This window comes from Halalkalibacterium halodurans (genome assembly GCF_005671335.1).
Lineage (GTDB): Bacteria > Bacillota > Bacilli > Bacillales > Bacillaceae_D > Halalkalibacterium > Halalkalibacterium halodurans.
The window spans coordinates 3,846,578-3,868,657 of record NZ_CP040441.1 but is presented as its reverse complement, the minus strand read 5'-3'; the positions used below and the strand labels follow the sequence as shown (position 1 = coordinate 3,868,657).

Sequence of the window (22,080 nt, the reverse complement as noted above, 5' to 3'; positions counted from 1 at the left end):
GGGGCAAGTTAGGATTTCGCGTTTCAAACTGACTGCACGATCCTATGGGATGGCGGTAGATTCGTCATTTTAGACTAAACAAAAAAACCGCCGGAACCTCCAGCGGTCAGCTACTCCTATTTATTTTTTTTTACTAGCATGATCAGGTTTGCCTTTTTCGCCTGCATGTGGCGGTGGCCCCGGTTGTCCTGCGTGGTCAGGGCGCCCTTTTGCCTTTCCGCCACCTTTCCCAGGGTGTCCATCATGAGGGTTTTCTTGAAAATCTCCTCCTACTCGGATGATGACGGCGGTTAAAGGGTCGATCGTGATCTCGTTCGGTGTCAGATCAAACCCGCTTGGATCTGATACTGCTACAATCCCAGCTTCATCGCTATCCACAATCACGACTCCCTCCGTCAGATCATCCGTTAACGAAAGCGTGCGTTCCTTCGTATCTGCGTTCACAAATACATAGTAGGTACCCGTGTTGTCAGTGGATGTGGCTCGATAGCCAATCACTAAATCTGTTTCACTGATTTCAGGAATGTCGAGCAAGCGGACATTTGCCTGCACATCCACTAATGTTCCATGGGTGAAGGCATTTGTCGAACGGCGAAGCTCAATTAAGCCGGCGGTGTACGTCCTTGTTAAATGGTGAATCGGGTATTTCTCCTTGTTTGTCGCTTTTCCCCAATCGAATTTATTGATCGCATCTGAGGAGTCATAGGAATCATGGATAAAATAAGGGTAAACAAATGGCTTCCCGTTTTCATCCGTCATATACGTTGACTTGTAAGGAGCTTGCCCCCCGGTGTCGGCTCGAAATTGTTTGGTCCGACCAAACTCTTGGCCTGCATGGAGGAAGGCCGTGCCTTGGGCGGTTAACACCATTGTATTTCCAAGCCGGATCCGCTTATGGATTTCTTCTTGATGGTACTCCGGATCTTTTCTGATAGACTGGGCGATCACATCATGGAGCGTCAGATTGTCGTGGGCTTCGATATAAGGCACCACATCTCCTGGGTTCGTGGCTGTGAAGTTATGCGGCTGAGCCGTTAGATTATCGAAAATTTGCTCGATATTTCGCGCTCCACCTGTAATGAATCTCGGCTGTCCTTCGCTACCGAAGCCAGACTTTAACTCATTGCGAAATTCGTCAGAGAACACCCCGACACTTTCCGTATGCTGCATCCAATCTTGGTCGGCTGGCATGATGTCACCACCGTGCTCATCCCCGACGTAGGTTCGCCAGCCTTCCCCGATCATGACAATATTCGGATTTAGTTCCTTTGCCCGGTCGTAAGCGATCTGGATCGTTTCGGCATCGTGATCTCCCATCATGTCAAACCGGAAGCCATCCACCTTATATTCTTCCACCCAGTAGGTGATCGAATCGACGAGAATTCGCCGTGACATCTTATGGGTTGTACCGAGTCTTCCGCCACCAAAGCTTGTTCTCGGTGTGCCATCTGCATCCATGAAGTGATAGTAGTTTGGCATGAGATCCTCAAAAATTTCAACAGCTGCTGTATGGTTATAGACGACATCTAGAATCACGCCCATGCCCCGGCGATGAATTTCATCAATGAGGTGCTTAAATTCTTTAATCCTTAATTCCGGATCTTCCGGATTCTCAGAGTACATGCCGGAAAGCGAAAAGTAACTATGCGGATCATACCCCCAGTTGTAGTTGTTTCCCGACGAGGAATACGCTAGCTCTCTCTCATGGTTAGCGAGCTCATCGCCCCAATAGTAGCTCATGACCGGAAGGAGCTGAATGTGGGTCACGCCTAGGTCTTCAATATAATCCAATTTGTCGACGAACGAAGCAAAGGTCCCGAACTGGGCGGTTAATTCCTCTTCAATTCCCGGATCGGACGTAAAGTCGCGCACATGTACTTCGTAAATAATCGCGTCTTCTCGTTTTTCAAAGCCTTCAATCTCTGCAAAATCTAGTTCTGGGCCAATGGAAGAAGGGTCAACAATGGCTGCTTTCCCAATTGAGTAACTGCCTTCATTGTTCCATGCGGCCATGGATTTCGCATACGGATCGAGGCCGAGCTTCGTGTCTCCATCCCTTTCAATCTTATAGTGATAATAGTAGCCTGCCAGGTTGTCCAACCCCGTATTTTCTGAATGAAGGGTGACTTGCCAGACCCCTTGATCGTCCTTCGTCATGTCAATGTCGTCCTTGATTATGCGATACTGATCGTCCTTATCGTATAAAACGACGGATACATGGTCTGCAAGGGGCGACCAAAATGTCAACGTGCTCGAACCGTCTTCGTGGAGAACGGCTCCTAGCTCTCCGTCATACCCGTACAATGCATCGATTAGTCTCCAGCCGGCACGGGCAACGACGGTTTTGTCAGCAAACGCCACATGGTATGGAGCAAGCTCAGCGTCGAACGATCCATGAAGAATCACCGTTTTTTCGTCGTGAATCGTCACGTGATCAAAAGCGACAGAGGCCCCGTTTGTATCCGTTAGGTGAATCTGCTCGGCTAAATCGTCCTCTGAAAGCCAGATGGTAGACGTAAAGCGCAATTCCATTTCTGTAAGGGAGATCAGTTCTCCTGACACGAGACCTTCAATGGTTTGATAATAAGGGTTCGTATATACTGTATCGTCCCCTTGGCGAATAAATAATTGTGGATGGTTGGCTAAATCAGCGAATGTTTTATCATCTCCGTCTTTATCCCCGTTTTCTCGATTGACCACGAGAAATCCGATCTCGTTCGCATCGTCAGCCAATTCGACATCGAGATAAGCACCGTACCGACTCGTTTGCTCATCTGAAAAAGGGTTTGCCCCAGACGGCCAATGTTCAGAGGGGGATGCTACGTCCTTCCATGTCCATAAGCCCCAATGATGATAGCTCTGGTCTGAGCGCTCATAATGAATTCTTACGGTATGGTCAGGAAGATCGACTGGCTCATAGAGAAACACGTCATCGGAGCCTTCTTTTATCCAGATTTCCTTCATTTCGGGCGAGAGGAGCTGGACGTGTTTGTCGTTCCCGTCTTTATCCCCTGTTGCGGTATTTAAGACAAGAAATCCGATGTTTTCTGCGTTTTCTTTTAGTTCAATGTCAACATAAGCGCCGTAATCGGTCATCTTCTCTGGCTCGAAAGGGGTCCCTCCAGATGGCCAATTTTCCGACGGATAACGGACATCCCCCCACAGCCATAGGCCTAAGTTTTCAAACTGTTGATCGCTGCGCTGGTAGTGGATGCGTAAGGTGTCCGCTTCGATATCTGCATTCGCCTCATGCATTGGCATGATCGGTGTAAACAGACTAAGGACCAATAGAACGATCATAAATAGAACTGACACTTTGCTTGCTTTGTTTTTTCGCATTCATCTTCCTCCTTTTTTCAATCATTTTTGTGCAATCGTTTGCACAAACAAAAATAAAAAAGAGCATAGACGTGAGGGGCTTCTGATATGGGAGCGCTTTCTTTATTTTATTGTAAATGCAATTCTTTTGTTAATCAAATGTCATTTGTCATGACGGTTATAGGTATTTTTGCCCTCTTTTTCGATAATAGGGCATATAACTATTTTAATCGATGATTGCGAATAGGCACGGCAAAAGGGCGATTTCTCTAGCTAATCGACTTATTCTTACAATTTGAGCTAATTTTGAAGATTGATGATAAAGATTCCTACCATGTAAAATAAAAATAGGATACTCTATCTTTTTGTTCCACTTTAATAAATGCCCTTTGGAAAAGAAAGTGTACAAGAAAAAACGATCGCTTCCGCCATTTGGTGAGAAGCTAAATTTTTCTAATAAGTAAAGAAAGTATAACCAGAGATGTCTAGCACAAAGCGCCAAAAACGAGGCGGCTTAGGGAGCGCCCTACGATAAGTCATCATCGGTTCGCAAGCTCACCGTGATTCCTTTATCTCCGTTGCTTCGGTCCAGTCGTTCGTTTTCTAGCCAGCGCTTTTCTAACGATCAAGAAAGGTTGGTGTGCGGTGGTGGGAAATGTTGCGAGCAGCGAAGTGATCAATCAGCTCGAAGCTTGGTATCAGGCGATAAAACGTCTCCAGCTTGCAGAAGCGACAACAATGAAACACGAAGTAATGCAAGCCATCGATGGGATGGATCAAGATCGAAATGTGTTTCTGTATTACCATTTAATTGATTCAAGATACCATCTATTAATTAATCAATGGGACTATGCAGGTGCTATCTTAAAAGGTCTTAAAGGTCAAGTCGAATTGAATGAGACGGACAAGCTCCTTCGGTATTATTATTATTTTTTTAATGGTCTTTATGAATTCCACACAAAGCAGTACATAGAAGCCATCCATTTTTATCGGTTGGCGGAAAGTTTGCTAAAGGACATTCCTGATGAAATTGAGCAAGCCGAGTTCAACTATCAGCTAGCTGTCGCTTATTATGAGATCGATCAACACTTTGTATCGATGGACCATGCCGAAAAAGCGTTAGAACTTTATTTGCAACACGACCAATACAAGAACAGAGTTGCCACCACGCAAATGATCGTCGCTGCCAATCAATTAGATCTCTATCAATTTGCATCGGCTGAAGCGTTATACAAGGACGCAATCGACCTTGCTTCTGACGTGCAGGACTTTTTCGTAAAAGGGATGGGCTACTATAATTTAGGTGTTTGTTATGATCGACAAGATAAGCTTGATATGGCTCGGGAATGCTTTGAATCGGCTCTCTACGTGGATCTCCCGAAAAGTCAGTATCAAGGAGTGATGGTCGGAACGAAATATATGCTGGCACGTGTCTTGTTCAAACAAGGGATTCTCGAAGAAGGGATGCACTGGTTTGAGGAGGCGAAAGCTTTGGCAGATGAAATGAAAGATGCGTCCTATCAGGCGAAGCTCTCGACCATTCATTCGATTTACAAGGAGCGAGATGAGTTAGAAATCGATGATGGACTACGCGTGTTGAAGGAAGGCAAACTGTGGTCCGATGTTTTTGAGCTAGCGATCAACGCTGCCCGTCACTTTCAAGAAAAAGAAGAGTATTTGTTAGCCGCTAAATATTTTGACGAAGGCTTAGTGGCAAAGGATCAAATCAAAGCGTGGAAAGAGGACGCAGCTTCAACTTAAGAAGCTTTTACAGGGGGGAGAGGTTGCTCGCCCCTGTAATTTGTTGTTTTACAGTTTAATTCCCTTTCGCTCGATAGCAGATGAGACCAATCATGGTCATGCTCGTAGCTATCTTCCATCATCCAAGCACCTTACCGACCTTCTCCCTCTTTCACAGAATGACAAACCATTCTTCACATGGTTCGATAATCCTTTGTTTGTGCAATAAAAGCAGTCTCACGATGGGACGAGCTTATGTTATGATGATTTGCTTTGACTGTGGCGACGTTTGCGAGACAGACTGCTTCCAATCACAAAAGCTCCGACGGCAATGAGGGCGACGGTGATCTTTTTCACATCGATTCCACCTTTCCATTAACAGCATTTCCTTTATTGCAACACTTCTAAAGAGTAAGAACCATCGAAAAACCTTAAACCAACCTTACGATTTTGTAAGTAGATGAGCTAAAAAATAAACAAGCGATCCTTTGCACTAAAGGATCGCTGGAAAATAGTTAGTCCTTTCGCTCAATTTGATCGAGCTTTGCTGCCAATTCATCCACCTTTTGAATAAGGAGGGCATCATGCTCATTTTTCGTGCGCATGAAGCGAAGGATATTTATCATGAAATAAATTCCAAATCCTAGTAATGCTAACCAAAGCAATAAAGGTAAAAGAGCAAATGCTGAATACATTCAATAAACCACCTTTGCGAGTGTGAGTTTTCCTTCCAATTGTTAAAAAAGGAATTCTAATAAAAAGAATAGCATAAAATGGAGGGTCGTGAGCTGACCATAAATAAAAAATGCAATGATAAGTGACTTTTCACCATGGGGACCGAAAATTGCCGTAAAAGAGAGGAGCTTGGTCATAGAGTGATGTAAGCATACGCAGAGCAGTGTATGACTGGGTATTAAATTCTAAAACGAGGTGCTGTTGTTGAATACTTACAAGCTTGAACCGGTAACAAAAGAACGTGTGCACGAACTTGATATCATACGAGGGTTTGCATTAGTAGGGATTTTATTGGCGAATATGATGTACTTCGCAACTCCAGGTATCTATGTACAAATGGCAGGTTCGCCGTCTTGGGCGGGAGCATTAGATCAAGCAGCCTATTCGTTCATCACCTTCTTTGCTAGCGGTAAGTTTTTTCCGATGTTTTCATTTTTGTTTGGGCTTGGGTTCGTTGTCTTTTTCCAGAGAGCTATGCAGCGTTCGGATCGACCGTATTCACTCTATCTTCGGCGTATTTTCTTTTTGTTTGTGTTCGGGATCATCCATGCTTTCGGTATTTGGTATGGGGATATTCTATTGATCTATGCTTTGCTTGCACCGATTTTGTTGCTTTTTTACAATCGGAAAGGAAAGACTATTCTTCGTTGGGCGTTTGCGATTTTACTCGTTCCTACCTTTTTATTATTCCTAGGGATGATGGCGCTTCTCTTGGGGGATGAAGCGAGCATGATGTATGGGCAAGAGGAAGTACAGTTCGCCAATGAGATGATGGAGCAATCGCTAGCAGTCTACGGATCAGGTACGGTGCTGGAAATCTTTCAGCAGCGCGCGCTCGATTATTCATTTGCTTTTCAAGGATACCTCTTTATGATCCCAACGATTTTATTTATGTTTTTGCTTGGCGTTTATGTTGCGAAAACGGAGCGGTATCGCAACCTTCAACAGCAAAAGCCGTTTCTAAAAAAAGTTTGGTTCACAAGCCTTGCGATTGGGCTGCCATTTAATCTTCTTTTCTTTTATAGTAGTACGCAGTCAGAATTACTTCTGTCTATGTTTGCTTATGGGATCGGCGTCATGCTTGGTGGACCTGCGCTTTGTTTGTTTTATATCACATCGATCGGACTTCTGTGTCAATCCAACGTATGGGCAAAAATGTTATCACCGCTCAGGGCTGTGGGTCGACTCGCGTTAAGTAATTATTTGCTGCAATCCCTCGTATGTACGACGATCTTTTACAGCTATGGGTTCGGCCTTTTTGGTCAAGTGGGGCCTCTTATGTGGGTCATGATCGCACTATTCCTATTCACTAGCCAAGTGATCCTTAGCAATATATGGATCAGGCGCTTTCGCTTCGGCCCTGCCGAATGGCTATGGCGTTCACTAACGTATGGAAAGCGGCAGCCGCTGTTGAAAAAATAACTGTCGGCATAACCTAGGGGTTCTGACAGCAGGTCCATCCCCTAGGTGCGCCCCTCATGGCTTTTTTGCAGAGGGCATTTGGCTCTTTATCGTTAAATTTAAAAGTTAACACAACGGGAGAAGAGGCGCTATGGGCGTCTTTTTTTCAAAAGAGAAAGTATAAACTTTCGTATGGAAGCCATGCGAGCCGTTTTTCAGCAAGGCATGGACGGAATATTTACCGATTTCCCTCAACTGGCCAGTCTTCTCCGTGACACGCTTATTCCTTAAAAAGAGTGCTCTTAATTTTAATGGCACTCTAAGCTTAGAGAAACGGTTCAATCATGCTTTCTCTACTTCTTTTTAAAAACGAATCGTACTTTTTTATCGATTTACTTGTCATGGAAGGGTACGCTTCATTCCTTCCAAAACGTACCTTTACAAAGGGGACAAAAAAATCCTTGAAATCGAAAACGTTTTCATGTAATCTATGGATAACATTATCCGAAACGTTTTGGAGGCTCCCATTGACGACGATTAAAGACATTGCCAAAGTAGCTGGTGTATCTGTCACCACGGTTTCCCGTGCATTAAACGGGTACAGTGATGTAAACGAAAAAACAAGAAAAAAAATTAAAGACATCGCAAATGAATTAAAGTACAGTCCGAACGTTATGGCCCGAAGCCTCGTGATGAATCGCTCCAAAACCATTGGATTGCTCGTTTCGGAAATCAGTCGTGAAGGGGCTAAAGACAATTTTACGTTTGAAGTGTTGTGTGGAATTAACGACCGAGCGTCCGAATCCGATTATGATATCATTTTGTTTAACACAAATACATCGAAACAAAAGCTTAAAAGCTACACACAGCTTTGTCGAGAACGATGTGTAGATGGTGTTATTCTGCAAGGGATTAAGAAAGAAGATCCATATTTGGAGGAAGTTATTGAAAGCGACGTCCCATGTGTTATGGTGGACATTCCGATCACTGGAGAAAGTGTCTCTTATGTGACGACAGACAATGTGGATGGGGCCAAAAAAGCGGTTCAGACCCTCATTAACTTTGGTCACAGGAAAATTGCGATGATGAATGGCCATGAGCGAGCTTATGTGAGTGGGAAACGAAAGCTTGGTTATGAGCAAGCGTTACAGGAAGCGGGCATCCCTTTTCAAGAAGAATGGGTGCTTAATGGGGAGTTTTCAGAACAAGTAGCTGAAAAAGAAGCGTATCAATTTATTCAGCAGCATTCAGACGTAACCGCTTTCTTCTGTGCCAGTGATTTGATGGCGTTAGGGGTTATGAAAGCGGCTAAGCAGCTAAACCTTCGCTTACCGGAGCAGTTATCCGTCATCGGATTCGATGATATTTTACTTGCCCAATATACATCGCCATCTTTGACAACGGTTGCACAAAACAAATACCAAATGGGGTATGCCGCAGCTGGACTACTCATCGACCGGTTAAGGATGAAGGAGGTACCACCTTTTCACATGCTAGACAATGAGTTGATCATTAGAGAGTCAGTGGCGAAGGCGCCATAGACTTCTCTTTACACCGAAAAACCGAAACGTTTTGGATTCGAGAAGAGAAGCGTAGAAATTGTTTTTAAGTTCCGTATTGACTAAAAACTCGATCCAATGGGTTTCTTTTAACAAAAGATCCAAAACGTTTCGGATGGAAACAGATATTACATACAGAGAGGAAGTTGCTTTATGGATTATCGAGTGATTAAAGAAAACGATGTGTTTTTGCTAACAGATGAGAAAGGAAACATTCCGGAAAATCACTCATACGGAGCTGGTTTATACACAAAAGACACGCGCTTTTTAAGCAAGTTGGATTTAAGAATTAACGGTAAAGAGCCGATTTTGCTCTCATCAGAAGCCCAAAATGCTTACATGGCCTCTATCCTGTTAACCAATCCTCATATGGAGAAGGACGGAGATTTGATTCTTTGGAGAGAATCGGTGGAGCTTGAGAGAAAACGTTTTATCGCCAATGACGTGGTGTACGAAAAGATTCGAGCAAAAAACTATTTTCCTAAACCGGTTACGCTCACCGTCAATCTTCACTTTGATTGCGATTTTCAAGATATGTTTGTCGTCCGTGGTTTTCAGCATGGAGATGTAGGAAAACGTACAGGTCAGAGTGTAACCGATAACGAAATGCGCTTTCACTATGAAGGAGCAGATGAGATTCAACGAACAACTTTAATCTCATGGGACCAAACGGCGCAAACTGTTTCAGACGAAGGGTATCTAGACTTTACTTGCACATTAGGCCATGAAGAGTCGCAGGAAATCGTCCTCACCATTGCACCGATTCTAAACGGAGAGGAACCGACCATCCTGCCGTTTGACGTAGCCCTTGAGCAAGTGAAAGAATCGTACCGCGCTTGGAATGAAGGGGTGACGAAAGTCAAAACGGATCACCCGAGGCTTCAGCGCTTACTCGATCAAGGGATTACCGATCTACGAGTCTTGTTAACCGATCTTGGTTATGGTTCGTTCCCAGTAGCTGGATTACCGTGGTTTGCGGTTCCGTTTGGACGAGATAGTTTAATCGCAGCCCTTCAAATGCTTCCATTCCAGCCCGAGGTTGCAAAAGGAACGATTCGTACGATGGCTGCCTATCAAGGGACAAAAAGGGATCCATGGCGAGATGAAGAGCCAGGAAAAATCATGCATGAACTCCGATCTGGGGAGCTCGCCAACACGAAGCAAGTTCCATTCAGTCCTTACTATGGAACGATTGATGCAACGCCTCTCTATTTAATGCTCATTGTGGAGTACGTCAAGTGGACAGGAGATACGGCTCTATTAGAAGAATTAGACTCATCCATTGAGGCCGCTCTTCGCTGGATTGATGAATTCGGAGATCGAGATGGAGACGGGTTTGTTGAATACTATCAAGAGGCTGCCAAAGGGATTGCCAATCAAGGATGGAAGGATTCAGGGGATTCTATCGTTCATCGAAATGGAGACTACGCCAAAACACCGATTGCCTTAGCGGAGGTTCAAGGCTATGTGTATCAAGCGAAGACGGGATTAGCTGAACTTTATGAAGGTTTAAACCGAATAGACCTTGCTCGCAAGCTTTCAGAAGAAGCTCAGCAATTAAGCGAACGATTTGAACAGGCGTTTTGGATGGAGGATGTAGGGTTTTATGCCATTGCACTCGATCAAGAAAAGAAGCAGGTTGGGACAATAACCTCCAATCCAGGACATTTGTTGTTCTCCAACATGCTATCAAAAGAGCGTGCGAAGCAAGTAAGCGACCAGCTCGTATCGAATAAATTGTTCTCTGGTTATCGATTGTTCAATTTGCCTCGTGGTATTATCTCTTACAGAAAGGAGACCCGGGGAAAACGAGTGCCTTTTTGTTTTTAGCCCCTTTTTTCGGTGTCTTATCTGGCTGGGCCCTTTTAGATGAGATGTTGTCATTTTCAATTGTCGTGGGCGGCTTGTTCATCATAAGTGGAATCTATCTAGTGAATAGAAATGTTCATCAGAAAAAGAACCTGAGGGAAGGGAATGTAAAAAAAGTAGTTGGGAACTAAGCATATTCGGTTTAGCCATGAATATTCTTTGATCCATAGGGGAGGGGGGAATAACAAAGGTGTTCTCGATCTTAAAATCACTTTACGAAAGCTTAGAAAGTTATGTATTAGAAAGATCATCAATCGCTTGAATAGCTAGTTCCAATGCTTTTATTCTTCGTTCTAAAAGGGTTCTTTGAGGACTACCTGCCTTTGAATTAGCATAACTTTTCTCAATGGATGGTAATAAGCCAGTAAGAACATGGCGCGCTTCCGCTAAATCTTCCTTGGTGTAATGATGAGGTCTTTGATTCCATACGTCGTTTTCTAGTATAGCTAAGCCGATAGAAATAGCGTTGAGTCGTTTTTTTACTAGGGTAGTATTTGCACCTTTCTGAGTCATCTGGGACAGGGCATTTTCGAGTTTAATGCTTGTCGATTGTAAAGAATTTATTGATTCCAATTTATTTGCATTTGATACATTTTCCATGGGAGTGCTGTCCTTCCTTGTGAACCCTTCCCTGTTTACAAAAGATAAACCGAGGATTCGTTTTTAGATTTTTTACGATGTCGTTTAGGTTCGTTGGTTGAAGGTGCGAGGTGTTGTAGAAGTAACGCTCGTCAATACCTTTGCTTTCAAATTCTTCTACCAATTCTAAGCAACGCTCTCCCATCTGTTCGTCCTTTTTCCTTAAAGCATCTCTTCTTAATAATTCCTCGCGATTCGTCCATAAAATAATATAGCGAATTTCAACGTCATCCACTTTAGCTTGAACGGTTTGAGCGAGCGCTTCGACTTCGTCAGGAAACGCGATGTAATCAAGGACGACATCGTTTTGAGCAAGAAGAAAATTAACGGTTAAGTCGGTGATGTTTTTCCACGTTAAGGCTAACAATTCATCGCTTTCCCATGGCGGACGGTATCCGCCAACTACCATATGATTAATGTTATCCCCTTCAATGTAAGCACTGTTGTCTAGCTGGGCCGCTAATCTTTTGCAGGTCGTTGATTTTCCCACCCCAGCGGGTCCAGTGATGATGTAGAGTTTTTTCATGGCAATCGACTCCCGTTTTGTTTTCAATCGCTACTTATATAGAGGAGCTTCAAATAATCTCCGTGACCTCAATAACTGTCTCATTTAATCAATTGTGTTGATCAAAGGCATAACTAAAGTGGATGTGTACGACTTTATCATGGAGGTGATAAAATGACATGTTTAAGTTCTGATCATGATCGACATAACCTATCTCGTAAATGTCCTGTTCACGATCTGTATATGTATAATAATCTTCCCCATACGATGCAAAGACTTCGTCAATCGGGGTGCCTATCGTGATTCCTTTCGAAGTGGCCGAACGATTGTTATCTTCAAGGGGGCTAATGGATAAAATTTCTTTCGTTTCTTTATCAACCCACAACAGGATTTGTTTATTCCAGTATAATTGATAGTTCTCATTAGGGGCATCTGGTGGAACGTCATCATTGTCGGGGTGAACAGTAAAATGTCCGTGTTCTTGGATAAACTCAGCATCGCTCAGAACCATTCCTGGCTTTATAGCATCAATATGCTCATCGGATAAATCCGTTGATAGGGCTTCTTTCATCGCGTCTTCTTGCTGCTCTACTTCACACCCAGAGAGAGTAAGTAAAGCGACTAGAATGAGAGACATGAAGTATTGTACATGCTTACTGCGATATTTTGTATCCACAAATAGGATTCCTCACTTTTCTATGACAATTGTTTTATTCATTTTGTACTTCTTTATATTTAAACACACGAATCAAATAGTCTTCTTCGGGAAAGTTGCCGATCGATTCGAAGCCGTGACGTACATAAAAGTCCTCTAATCTCTCATTGCCGGACCAACAATCTAAATATAGAGGCTTGTTTGTTTTGCTTGCTAAGGAGGAGGCAAAGTGAATAATCGCGGAGCCAAGGCTTTTCCCTTGATACTTTGGTAAAATGGCGATTTGCGATAAATAGAGACTGCCTGCTTCTACCGGTTGCCCTCCAATCAATTCGATTGTCTCTAAGCAAAAGGTTCCGATGATGTCTCCATGGATAACGAAAGCATAGGCTGTATTATTCTTGATTTGGTTTACAAGCCTATGCTCATTCCAAGGGTATTTCCATTGAGAAATTCCTTTCTTGTGAAGATCTAGCGTCGTTTCATTTAATATGATCAACAATCGCTCAGCGTCTTTTATTTGTGCAAGGCGAATTTCTTGCATTCGTTCACTCCTTAAAAAGTAGTCAAGTTGCTCACTTCATTTGTTGCAAGGATGACACTTCCTTTATGTCTCGGTTTCGGTTGAATCTTTCGTGCCTAATACATCTGTATTTGGCGGTACATGTCCTAATTGGCGCAACATCACGACAATTTGCCCTTTATGGTGAAATTCATGGGTCATCGTATGGGTAAGTAATTTCCGCGGCGTCATGGAGATGGGATCTCCGCCTTCTCTCCAAGGAATGGTACGCTCGATTGGTTGGTCTAATTGATCCCCAAGTAGACGGAACACTTCCTCCACGTAAACATCCGCTTGGTTGAATCGTTCGATGCAATCATGTATTGTCATCTTTTGCCGAGCTTCCTTCGAGGTAATGGGCGACTTCGTTTTAAATAATAGAAAGGAGCCGAGCCAAGCATGATAACAATCGGCCATGTGTACCAATGTGTCTCGGACACTTTGCAACCCGTACCCGTTTTGAACCGTCCACTCATCAGCTGATAATTTCTCGCAAGCATCTAGTAAGGTTTTTCGTGTTTGCTGGATCCAACGATAATCGACTACATTCAAATGAGCCACCTACTTTCTGGGCATTGCCTATTAGATTCGCGTTTGACTTTTTGATTTCCTTTTATCATTTCTCTTTTTCGCTATGTCTCGCTCCGAATTTCCATACTTTTCTTCCTTTCTCCCTCTTTTCCGACAACATTTCAATAGTATATTTCCTATTATTTTACTTATAGGAAAATTTTAAAATTAGTTATCTTTAATATGCTATACTGTTATTTTAAGGTAAAATATGAATTTAAAAACCGATTCCCCTTAGCAAAAAGGAAAATCGGCTTTCAACTTCCGTTTACGGTGCGAACACCGCGAAAGGCGAACATGCTTCCCATCATAATGACAAACGCGATGCAGCTTGCAGCGAAAAATGGCAGCATGGGCGGGAGCATGAAAAAAAGTAAGGCGATTGCGAGAAATCCAGCGACGCTTATGATCAACGTGAGTGGGTGGGAAAACGGTAAAAACACAGCCACATAAATCGATGCCTTCAAGGATAAATCATAATGGACGTAGACAGGAAAAATGTACACGAAGGCGATGACAAACAGAATGCTGGCAATGGTCGTCCCGACGAGTGAGATGGTGTGAAGCGGGCCTTCAAGCTGCTGCATCGTCAAAAGATTCAGCCCGATGATGCAGCCGGCGCCAGCAAAGATAGCGAAAAGCAGATTGCCGCGAACAAAGGCCTGCTTCCATGTTTTCCAGAAGTACGAAAACAAAGGAGGAGGGCTTTTTTTCTGCAGCAACATTCGGATGTACCCGTACATAGCGATGGTCGCTGGGAAAAGCCCAAACACGATGCCGCCAGCAAGGGTGAATACCGCCCACAAAAAGTTCAAGTAGGCGAGTGTCGTGATCCATTCACATGCTCTGTAAAAACCATTAGATAGCCAGGCAAGCGACATCGGAAATCCTCCAATCTTCTCTCTTAGATTATTGATCTAGTTCTTTATAGCGAAAGTAATCAAAATCGGCTGGCTTTTTCGTTCCGCTCAAGTCTTGCGTAGCCATGCCGACAAATGTGCCGGTAAATCGAACTTGCTTCGCTGAATCGTCGGACATGTAGGTCACATCAATCGTTGGCCCCACAGGCTGCCATTCCGCTTCTCCCTCTTGTTTGAAATAGAGGTGCATCGTTTCACGGTGAATGCGCCCCTTCAAATAAACCGCCTTTTCTTCTGCCAGTGGGATCGGTGACGCAAGCAATTCGTCATAGTTTCCGCCCTTTGTCTGTATGATTTGTAGACATTTACCCTTTTCCTCGTGCCAGGTTACGTGCAAATAGACATGATCTTCTGTGTCATAGTAAATGACAAGCCCAGCCATATGTTGAAACGATTCTGGCTGATACTCTAGCTTTGTCTCAACTTCGCAGTGGAAGGACTGCTGCCTGCGGGCGACTAAACTTTGCGAGTGGACGGAAGTGAGGGACTCCATCCCGCGCAGTCGTAAATGGCCCGGACGTTCCTCGAGCGAGCACCATGATGGGTCGGCAGGGATGCGCAGCGTGTTCCATTGATGGTGCAGCTGGGGGGCGTCAAAATCATCGAGCTCGGGTTCTTTTTCGAATGGGTGCTCTGGCAGGTCAGGTGCCGTCACTTCACGCAACGGGTGATTGCCGCCATCCTCGATGCGCAGCCAGCCATCCTCGGTCCAGTTTACTTTTTGAATGGCTGTTTCCCTGCCGAGTGTGCAGTACTTTCCTTTTAATGGGCGACCGCACAAGTGAGCGAGATACCATTCGCCGTTCTGGGTTTCTACGAGGCTACCGTGTCCGGCCTTTTGCAGCGCCAATTCCGGCTGGCCAGTCGATGTGACGAGCGGATAATTCGGGTCGGTCTCATAGGGTCCGTCAATTGACTGTGAGCGGGCGAGGGTCGCGGCGTGTTCGTATTCCGTCCCTCCTTCGGCGACAAGTAAATAATAATAACCATCTTTCTTATAGAGGTGCGGTCCCTCCGTTAGCTGAATGTCGGTCCCTTTATAGATGGTTTTCACAGGGCCAACAAGTTTTTGCTCTGCTTCTGAGTATTCTTGCAAAATAATTCCGGCAAAAGGATGGTTTCCTTTGCGGTAGTCCCAGATCATGTTAACGAGCCATTTTCGGCCATCGTCATCGTGAAACAGGGACGGGTCAAAGCCGCTACTGTTTAAGTAAATCGGGTCCGACCACGGCCCTTCAATGTTTTGTGCCGTCACTAAATAGTTGTGCGCGTCTTTGAAGGCACCGTGCCATTGCTTCACATCGGTATAGATCAAATAAAAGGTTCCGTCATGATAGCTTAGGCATGGCGCCCATATCCCGCCGGAGTTCATATTCCCTTTCATGTCTAGTTGGGAAGTGCGGGTCAGCGGACTAGATACAAAGCGCCAATGTTTTAAATCCCGAGAATGGTGGATGCGCACCCCAGGAAACCATTCAAATGTAGAGGTGGCGATATAGTAATCATCACCAACACGGACAATGGATGGGTCTGGATGAAACCCTGGCAAAATAGGATTTTGGATACGATTGACCATCAAATCACTCCTTCGATTCTATTGATTAACCTTTCACAGAGCCGGCTGTGATCCCTTCCACAATCCGGTTGCTTAAGAAAATAAACGCAAGCAAAATCGGGAGGATGCTAATGACAAGGGTAGCACCGATCGCCCCCCAATCCGTCGAATATTGGCCGATAAAATTTTGAATACCAACGGTTAACGTTTTATATTTGTCAGAGCTAATAAACGTGTTGACAAAGACAAACTCATTCCAGTTATAGATCATATTAATGATCGCCGTTGTCGCAACAACAGGGGCGGTCATCGGCAAAATAATTTGGAAAAATAGCCGATGGATGGAGCAACCGTCCATGATTGCTGCCTCTTCTAGCTCTCGTGGGAGCGTGTAATAAAAGCCGAGCAAAATCATGATCGTCAGTGGTAGATTGAACGCCGTATACGTCAAAATGATCGCAAGGGGATGATCCATTAACCCGACGTTTAAAAAGAAATTAAACAACGGAATGAGCGTCGAGTGGACAGGGATCATCAAACCGACCATAAATAAGCCAAGAACGAGCTTGCTCAGCTTCCAGTGCATTCTCGTCAGGGCGAATGTGACGAAGCTCGCTAAAAGAACCGTAAGAATGACGGCAGAGCCGGTCACGATTACGCTGTTCAAAAAGTAGAGGCCGATGTTTCCTTCCGTCCAAACCTTGGCGTAGTTTTCCCATTTTGGGTCGGTCGGCAAGGCAAGCGGCGGGAGGTTAAACACCTCTTGATTGTCCTTTAAGGAGAAGAGGAGCAACCATACTAAAGGAAGAAGCTGAATGATGGCCACCCCGATGAGCACGATGTACAAAAGGATGCGGATGATTGAAAGTTTGCGAGGCCGTGTGTTCGCTAGGATAGCCGGGCTCGCATTAGGTGTGGTTGTCTTCATCAACGTTCCCCCCTTTAATATTGGACGCCATCTTCTTTTGAAGTGGTCCCTTTTCGAATGAAATAAGTGATGATTAAAATTAAGATGAGCAAGAAGAAGCCGATCGCGCTCCCGTATCCGAAGTCGTTCGTACGAAACGCAAGCTTGTACATGTAAGAGGCCATCACTTCACTCGCCCCGTTCGGTCCACCGTCCGTCATGACATAGATCAAGTCAAAATATTTCAGTGAGCCGATGACGGCGAGAACGACCGTAACTTTGATGACACCAGCAATTAACGGCAGCTTTACTTTGTAAGCAATTTGCAGCGGTGTGGCACCGTCGATTTGCGCCGCTTCTACTAACTCATTCGGTACATTTCGCAAGGCAGCATAATAGATTAAAATGTAAAAGCCCGCATACTGCCAAAGAATCGGGATGAAGATAGCGAACAAGACGATATTTGTGTCGGAAAGCCATAATGGCGGATTCTCAATCCCGAGCGATGTGAGAAACCGATTAAACACACCGTTAGTCGGATGATAGATTCTCATCCATAGTTGAGCAATAGCAACCGATGAAAGGAGCATAGGAATCAGGAAAATTTTCCGGAAAAGGTCAGCTCCTTTAATATTTCCCGTTAGTACGAGAGAGATCGCCAAATAAATGACGAGACTAAGCACGGAGAAAATAGCTAACAACAGCGAATGATAGGCGCTGCTCCAAAACATTTTATCCACAAGTAAATTTGCGTAGTTTTCTAAGCCGATAAACGTCATCGGTCCGATGCCATCCCAATCCATTAGCCCGTAGTAGCCTGTCAATACAATCGGAATATAAATAAGGACAAGAATTAACAGGAGGGCGGGAAGGACATACAGAGCGATCACTTTTTTGTCTGACATGATTCGGTCCATGAGTGACTCTCCTTTCGAGGTAAAAGGTCAAAAGAAAGGGGGGATCTTCAGAGGAAGATCGCCCTTTTCCATACTTAATCTTCTGCTGAGAGCGCTTTTTCGTGTTCCTCAGCGAATGCCTCTGGTGTGACCTCATGACCGAAAAGGGATTGAATCATATTCAAATGCGTCTCTGCAACGCTCGCACTCATTTGCACATCTGCAAACAGTGTAATGTCAGAGGCGTGGTTTAATTCATCGAGCACGTCGATAAAGAGATCAGGGAGATCCACCTCATCGGTATTGACTTGGGTACCAGGAATAACGCCTGCATCCTCGACTGAATATTTACCCCACTCTTCGATAAAGTATTTGACAAATTGTTTGGCTTCTTCTTTCACATCGGAGTTTTCAGCGACAAACAATCCAACCCCAGGACCACCGACCCAGCTGTTAATGTCTCCTTCTCCACCGTCAATGGTCGGAAATTTAAAGAAGCTAATACCGTCACGGAATTCTTGTGGTACTTCCTCATTTGTTGTATAGTTCGGCAAATCCCATGAGCCGATTAAATACATGGCAGCCCCGCCATTCATAAATTCAGCTTTCGCTTCCTGATCAGATAAGCCGTTGAATCCACGGATGAATGCGTCGCGATCAATTAACTCTTGAATGTGCGCCGCTGCGTCGATTAGCCGCTCATCTTCAAAGGACCCGCTTCGGTCGATCGCAGAATTTAACGCATCTGCGCCCCCGATCCGTTCGGCCATGTACATATACCATAGGGACCCTGTCCAGCGGTCACGGTTTCCTAGAGCAATCGGGGTCACCCCGTTTTCCACAAGGGTATCCACAACGTGTATAAATTCTTCGTACGTTTCAGGTGCTTCAAGTCCATACTCATCAAAAATCGCCTTGTTGTAAAACACAGGGGCGATGTTTAATTCAAGTGGAAGAGCGTAGGCTTGACCGTCGATTTCATAGGCTTCGACCGTCCCTGCGACAAATTGCTCTCGCAACCCATCTTCAAGAATATCGTCAAGCGGAGTGAACAACTTCCCGTTTACATAAGGCTCTAGGAATCCGGCAGGCCAAGTCATCCCAACGTCAGGAAGTTGATTGGAGGATGAAATGACTTGCAGCTTGTTTTTATATTGTTCGTTTTCTAACACTTCTAGCTCGACGGTAATATGAGGATTGTCCGCCTCAAATTCGCTAATGATTTGGTTGACGATTCGGTTATGATCCGGAGAGCTTCCTTGTGGCCAAAGATGCATGAAATTAATCGTCACGTCCTCTTCAGTAGAAGTATCTGGCCCGCTTGCTTCGTCATTTCCACCGCCGCAGCCAGCAAGAAGCATGACGGAAGCAAAAGCGAGCGCGACCCAACTTGTAAGCGTTTTCCTTTTCACTTTTTGTTTCCCCCTTTGTTTATTCATTGTCTTAAGTATAGCAACGGAGGACGAAGGGGATAAGGTCACAATGATTGTCCAAAATACCACTATTTTAAGGTGTTCCTATTCGGTCCCTTTTCGATATTGAGTTGGCGTCATTCCTTCGTGTTCCTTGAAAATTTTGATGAAATATTTGGCCGTTTGGTAGCCGCATTTCTCCGCAATGTCACTAATGGGCCGGTCGGTTGAGACGAGGAGGTGCTTGGCGTGCTGCAGCCGTTTTCGCGTGAGATACTCACTGAACGTCATGTTTGTTTTTTCTTTAAAAAGAGCGCTCAAATAGCTCGGGTTTAAATGAACGCTCTTCGCTACATCCTTCAGGCCAATTTTTTGATCGAGATGGGCATCGATGTAGTGCAGCGCTTCATGGATCGAGTCCGAGGAGCTAAGTCGTTCCTTTTCAATCGCATCGATTTTCTCGTCCCACACTTTTTCCACCTGACCGAAGCGATCTTGTTCTTTCTTCATTTGCAGGGCGCTTTCCACTGCTTCGATCAGCTTTTCTTTTTTGACAGGTTTCAGCAAATAATGACGCACTCCTAATTCGAGGGCGGTATGGGCATATTCGAACTCTGAGTAGGCGGAAATGACGATGCAGACCGGTTTCGGATTTTGCTCCTGAAGGGCTTTGACTAAATGCAATCCAGACATTTCTGGCATGCGAATATCGGTAATTAACAGGTCAATCGTTTCTTCATTTAATCGTGTTATCGCCTCTTTCGCGCTTGCTGCTGTTTGGACGTTTAACAGCTTAGGAGACCATGCTTCGAGCGTCCGTTTTAATCCCCTGCGCGAACGAGGTTCATCATCTACGATCAGGACCGTTTGTTGCTTCATCCGAAGGCGCCTCCTTTTTCGGAATGGTAAAAGTGACTGTTGTTCCTACCCCATGACGACTCGTCAACTCAATGCTCGTGTGAGGATCGGATGCATAGCACAAATCCAATCGCTGCCTAATGTTGACGAGGGCAATCCCGCTCCGCTTTTCCGGATGGCCGACCCGTGTTTCCAAGGAGTGCTCAAGCTTCTGCTTCGTCTTTTCATCCATTCCTTGTCCATCATCTCGGACAGTGATGTTGACATAGCCTTGTTTTACGCTAGTGTAGGCACTCACTTGTACTTTTCCTCCGTCCACTTTGTTGCCAATCCCGTGGATGATCGCATTTTCAACGACAGGCTGAATGAGGAGCTTCGGGATTTGCACCTCACGCAGTAAAGGGTCAAGCTCAATTTCCCAGGTTAACCGGTGATCATAGCGCAGCTTCATGATGTGTAAATAACGTTCGATATGATCAAATTCCTCGTGTAATGCAACCCAGTCGTCTCCCTTGACGTCAGAGATCGTGTAACGAAATAGCTCGGCTAAGGCAATGACGACCTCGGCTTGCTCTTCATCTTTTTCTTCAAGTGACCAGTACAGCGCCTCAAGTGTGTTAAATAGGAAGTGGGGGTTGATTTGGGATTGAAGCGCTTTCAGTTCGGCGCGACTTTGTGTTAGCTCTTGCTCGTATACGACTTTGATTAAATAGTTCGTCGTCTCGACCATTCGGTTATACGTATCGTTTAGTTCATTTAGCTCAACAGTCGAAGCGATCGAAGGGCTCTCTTTTAATGCCCCGAGTGTTCCGAATCGCATCGCGTGTGTGAGGCGCTGGATCGGATTTGTGATTAATGATGAGAGGAAATAGGTTGAGATCGTAAAAATAAGCAAACCAATCCCACCAGCGACAAGAATCGCGGTTCCGATACCGGTAATCCCATGAGCGAGCGAGTGGACAGGCGTATATATGAGTAGAGACCATCCGGTTTTATTCGAAGCTGCTTCTACACGTACATAGTCGGTTCCATCCATCGTGACGACTTGTTTATCTGTCTTTGGCGCAATCTGATCGTGCCATTCTTCTGGCATATTTGTCGTAATGAACTGTCCTTGTTGGTCAAAGAGGGCAACATACTGGTTGTCCATGTCAAGTTGACCATTTTCTTGTCGAAGTTCAAAGTAGTTTGTATTGACTTTGCTGACTAAATAGCCACCGTGTGAAAAGTCTTGATCTAGTAAGTTTACTTTTTTGAGTGTGAGAAAGGAGTCGGCATCAAGAGGGTCGATCCCTGACCAGACCACTCGCCCATTTTCCTCTAGGGCCATCTCAATCCATTCATAGCGAATCCTTGATGGCAACGGCAGTTCATTGAGCGGAAACAACCGGCGATAATCTGTAAAGTAAAGCTCAAAGGACGTGATGCCCGTAATGTATGCCTGGTAACTATTAATCACTTGATTCATCGATTGACGTTGCTCAAATGTGGTCGGGTGGCCGTTGGCTTCATTGTAGAGAAGCTGTTGGATAGACCCGTTCGTCGCAATTTGACTCATAATCATTTCAATGGCCTCAAATTGAGAATCGACGCGATGGAGAGTTTCGATGGCCGTTTGTTCCATTTGTTTCTCCGCATTCCCTTTTAAAATATCCATGACCAAATTGAAGGTGATAAAGCCTACGAAGAGAAGGACGACGACCATCACAGAAATAAAGTTTATAAAAATTTGATTGCGCAACGTGTTCCACTTTTTTCGTTTTCCTAGCAAATGAAACACCTCTCGATTAAAAAGATGTATAGACATGTTGCTCGCTCGTTCTTTATTAGTCTACCAAACATACAGGAGGTGTCATAGGTATTTTTTCGTGTTTGTCTAACAAAAAGGTAAGATATTTCCAATATAGATGAACATTATATACGGGAAAACTGTATCCTTAAGCACTAACTTTGTTTTACCATTAAACAAAGTTGATTGC

At 44.6% G+C, this 22,080-nt stretch carries 17 protein-coding genes and 2 pseudogenes; 5 read left to right on the top strand and 14 right to left on the bottom strand.

The genetic code is table 11. The features are described from left to right. Positions 1 to 120: 120 nt before the first annotated feature. Positions 121 to 3,339 (bottom strand): pullulanase, encoded by a 3,219-nt coding sequence (locus tag FED51_RS18855; RefSeq protein ID WP_138090951.1) that lies wholly within the window; start codon positions 3,337 to 3,339, stop codon positions 121 to 123. Positions 3,340 to 3,963: 624 nt separating this feature from the next. Between FED51_RS18855 and FED51_RS18850 the strand changes: the two genes are divergently transcribed. After that, positions 3,964 to 5,079: a response regulator aspartate phosphatase gene (locus FED51_RS18850; RefSeq protein ID WP_233443854.1), complete on the top strand. Its 1,116-nt coding sequence runs from the start codon at positions 3,964 to 3,966 to the stop codon at positions 5,077 to 5,079. 494 nt (positions 5,080 to 5,573) lie between these two features. On the opposite strand, the gene FED51_RS18845 is transcribed toward FED51_RS18850, so the two are convergent. Then, a complete protein-coding gene (locus FED51_RS18845) occupies positions 5,574 to 5,753 on the bottom strand; it encodes a hypothetical protein (protein ID WP_010899820.1) in 180 nt (59 codons plus the stop codon). A gap of 244 nt (positions 5,754 to 5,997) precedes the next feature. Between FED51_RS18845 and FED51_RS18840 the strand changes: the two genes are divergently transcribed. The 4 genes and pseudogenes from FED51_RS18840 to FED51_RS18825 form a co-directional block, all read left to right on the top strand. Continuing rightward, positions 5,998 to 7,215: a DUF418 domain-containing protein gene (locus FED51_RS18840; protein WP_053430209.1), complete on the top strand. Its 1,218-nt coding sequence runs from the start codon at positions 5,998 to 6,000 to the stop codon at positions 7,213 to 7,215. Positions 7,216 to 7,721: 506 nt separating this feature from the next. Then, positions 7,722 to 8,735, top strand: coding sequence for a LacI family DNA-binding transcriptional regulator (locus FED51_RS18835; RefSeq protein WP_053431912.1), 1,014 nt, complete (start codon positions 7,722 to 7,724; stop codon positions 8,733 to 8,735). Positions 8,736 to 8,906: 171 nt separating this feature from the next. Then, positions 8,907 to 10,541: pseudogene (locus tag FED51_RS18830) on the top strand (amylo-alpha-1,6-glucosidase); the annotation flags it as partial. Continuing rightward, a pseudogene (locus tag FED51_RS18825) lies at positions 10,490 to 10,753 on the top strand (EamA family transporter); the annotation flags it as partial. The pseudogenes FED51_RS18830 and FED51_RS18825, both read left to right, overlap by 52 nt. 100 nt (positions 10,754 to 10,853) lie before the next feature. Here the strand turns inward: FED51_RS18825 and FED51_RS18820 are convergent. The 12 genes from FED51_RS18820 to FED51_RS18765 all read right to left on the bottom strand — a co-directional run bounded on the left by FED51_RS18820 (position 10,854) and on the right by FED51_RS18765 (position 21,908). Next, on the bottom strand, positions 10,854 to 11,222 hold the full coding sequence (locus tag FED51_RS18820; protein ID WP_053430211.1) for a hypothetical protein: 369 nt from the start codon (positions 11,220 to 11,222) through the stop codon (positions 10,854 to 10,856). Further along, on the bottom strand, positions 11,197 to 11,787 hold the full coding sequence (locus FED51_RS18815) for a gluconokinase (RefSeq protein ID WP_053430212.1): 591 nt from the start codon (positions 11,785 to 11,787) through the stop codon (positions 11,197 to 11,199). Before FED51_RS18815 ends, FED51_RS18820 begins: the two co-directional genes overlap by 26 nt. Before the next feature lie 88 nt (positions 11,788 to 11,875). Beyond that, on the bottom strand, positions 11,876 to 12,442 hold the full coding sequence (locus FED51_RS18810; RefSeq protein WP_053430213.1) for a hypothetical protein: 567 nt from the start codon (positions 12,440 to 12,442) through the stop codon (positions 11,876 to 11,878). Between the two features lie 34 nt (positions 12,443 to 12,476). Next, positions 12,477 to 12,965 carry a GNAT family N-acetyltransferase gene (locus FED51_RS18805; protein ID WP_053430214.1) on the bottom strand — a complete coding sequence of 163 codons (489 nt, stop codon included), beginning with the start codon at positions 12,963 to 12,965 and terminating at the stop codon, positions 12,477 to 12,479. Positions 12,966 to 13,028: 63 nt separating this feature from the next. Further along, entirely contained in the window at positions 13,029 to 13,544 is a 516-nt protein-coding gene (locus FED51_RS18800; RefSeq protein ID WP_338035669.1) for a DinB family protein, read from the bottom strand. Positions 13,545 to 13,810: 266 nt separating this feature from the next. After that, positions 13,811 to 14,434 carry a YesL family protein gene (locus tag FED51_RS18795; protein WP_053430216.1) on the bottom strand — a complete coding sequence of 208 codons (624 nt, stop codon included), beginning with the start codon at positions 14,432 to 14,434 and terminating at the stop codon, positions 13,811 to 13,813. A gap of 28 nt (positions 14,435 to 14,462) precedes the next feature. Then, positions 14,463 to 16,049 carry a glycoside hydrolase family 43 protein gene (locus FED51_RS18790; RefSeq protein ID WP_053430217.1) on the bottom strand — a complete coding sequence of 529 codons (1,587 nt, stop codon included), beginning with the start codon at positions 16,047 to 16,049 and terminating at the stop codon, positions 14,463 to 14,465. Between the two features lie 25 nt (positions 16,050 to 16,074). Then, a complete protein-coding gene (locus FED51_RS18785) occupies positions 16,075 to 16,956 on the bottom strand; it encodes a carbohydrate ABC transporter permease (protein WP_053430218.1) in 882 nt (293 codons plus the stop codon). A gap of 14 nt (positions 16,957 to 16,970) precedes the next feature. Then, positions 16,971 to 17,852, bottom strand: coding sequence for a carbohydrate ABC transporter permease (locus FED51_RS18780; protein WP_010899807.1), 882 nt, complete (start codon positions 17,850 to 17,852; stop codon positions 16,971 to 16,973). Between the two features lie 74 nt (positions 17,853 to 17,926). Next, positions 17,927 to 19,243: an extracellular solute-binding protein gene (locus FED51_RS18775; RefSeq protein ID WP_010899806.1), complete on the bottom strand. Its 1,317-nt coding sequence runs from the start codon at positions 19,241 to 19,243 to the stop codon at positions 17,927 to 17,929. 105 nt (positions 19,244 to 19,348) lie between these two features. Continuing rightward, a complete protein-coding gene (locus tag FED51_RS18770; protein WP_053430219.1) occupies positions 19,349 to 20,122 on the bottom strand; it encodes a response regulator transcription factor in 774 nt (257 codons plus the stop codon). Next, positions 20,091 to 21,908 (bottom strand): cache domain-containing sensor histidine kinase, encoded by a 1,818-nt coding sequence (locus tag FED51_RS18765; RefSeq protein ID WP_053430220.1) that lies wholly within the window; start codon positions 21,906 to 21,908, stop codon positions 20,091 to 20,093. The genes FED51_RS18770 and FED51_RS18765 overlap by 32 nt, the downstream gene beginning before the upstream one ends. Between the last annotated feature and the right edge of the window lie 172 nt (positions 21,909 to 22,080).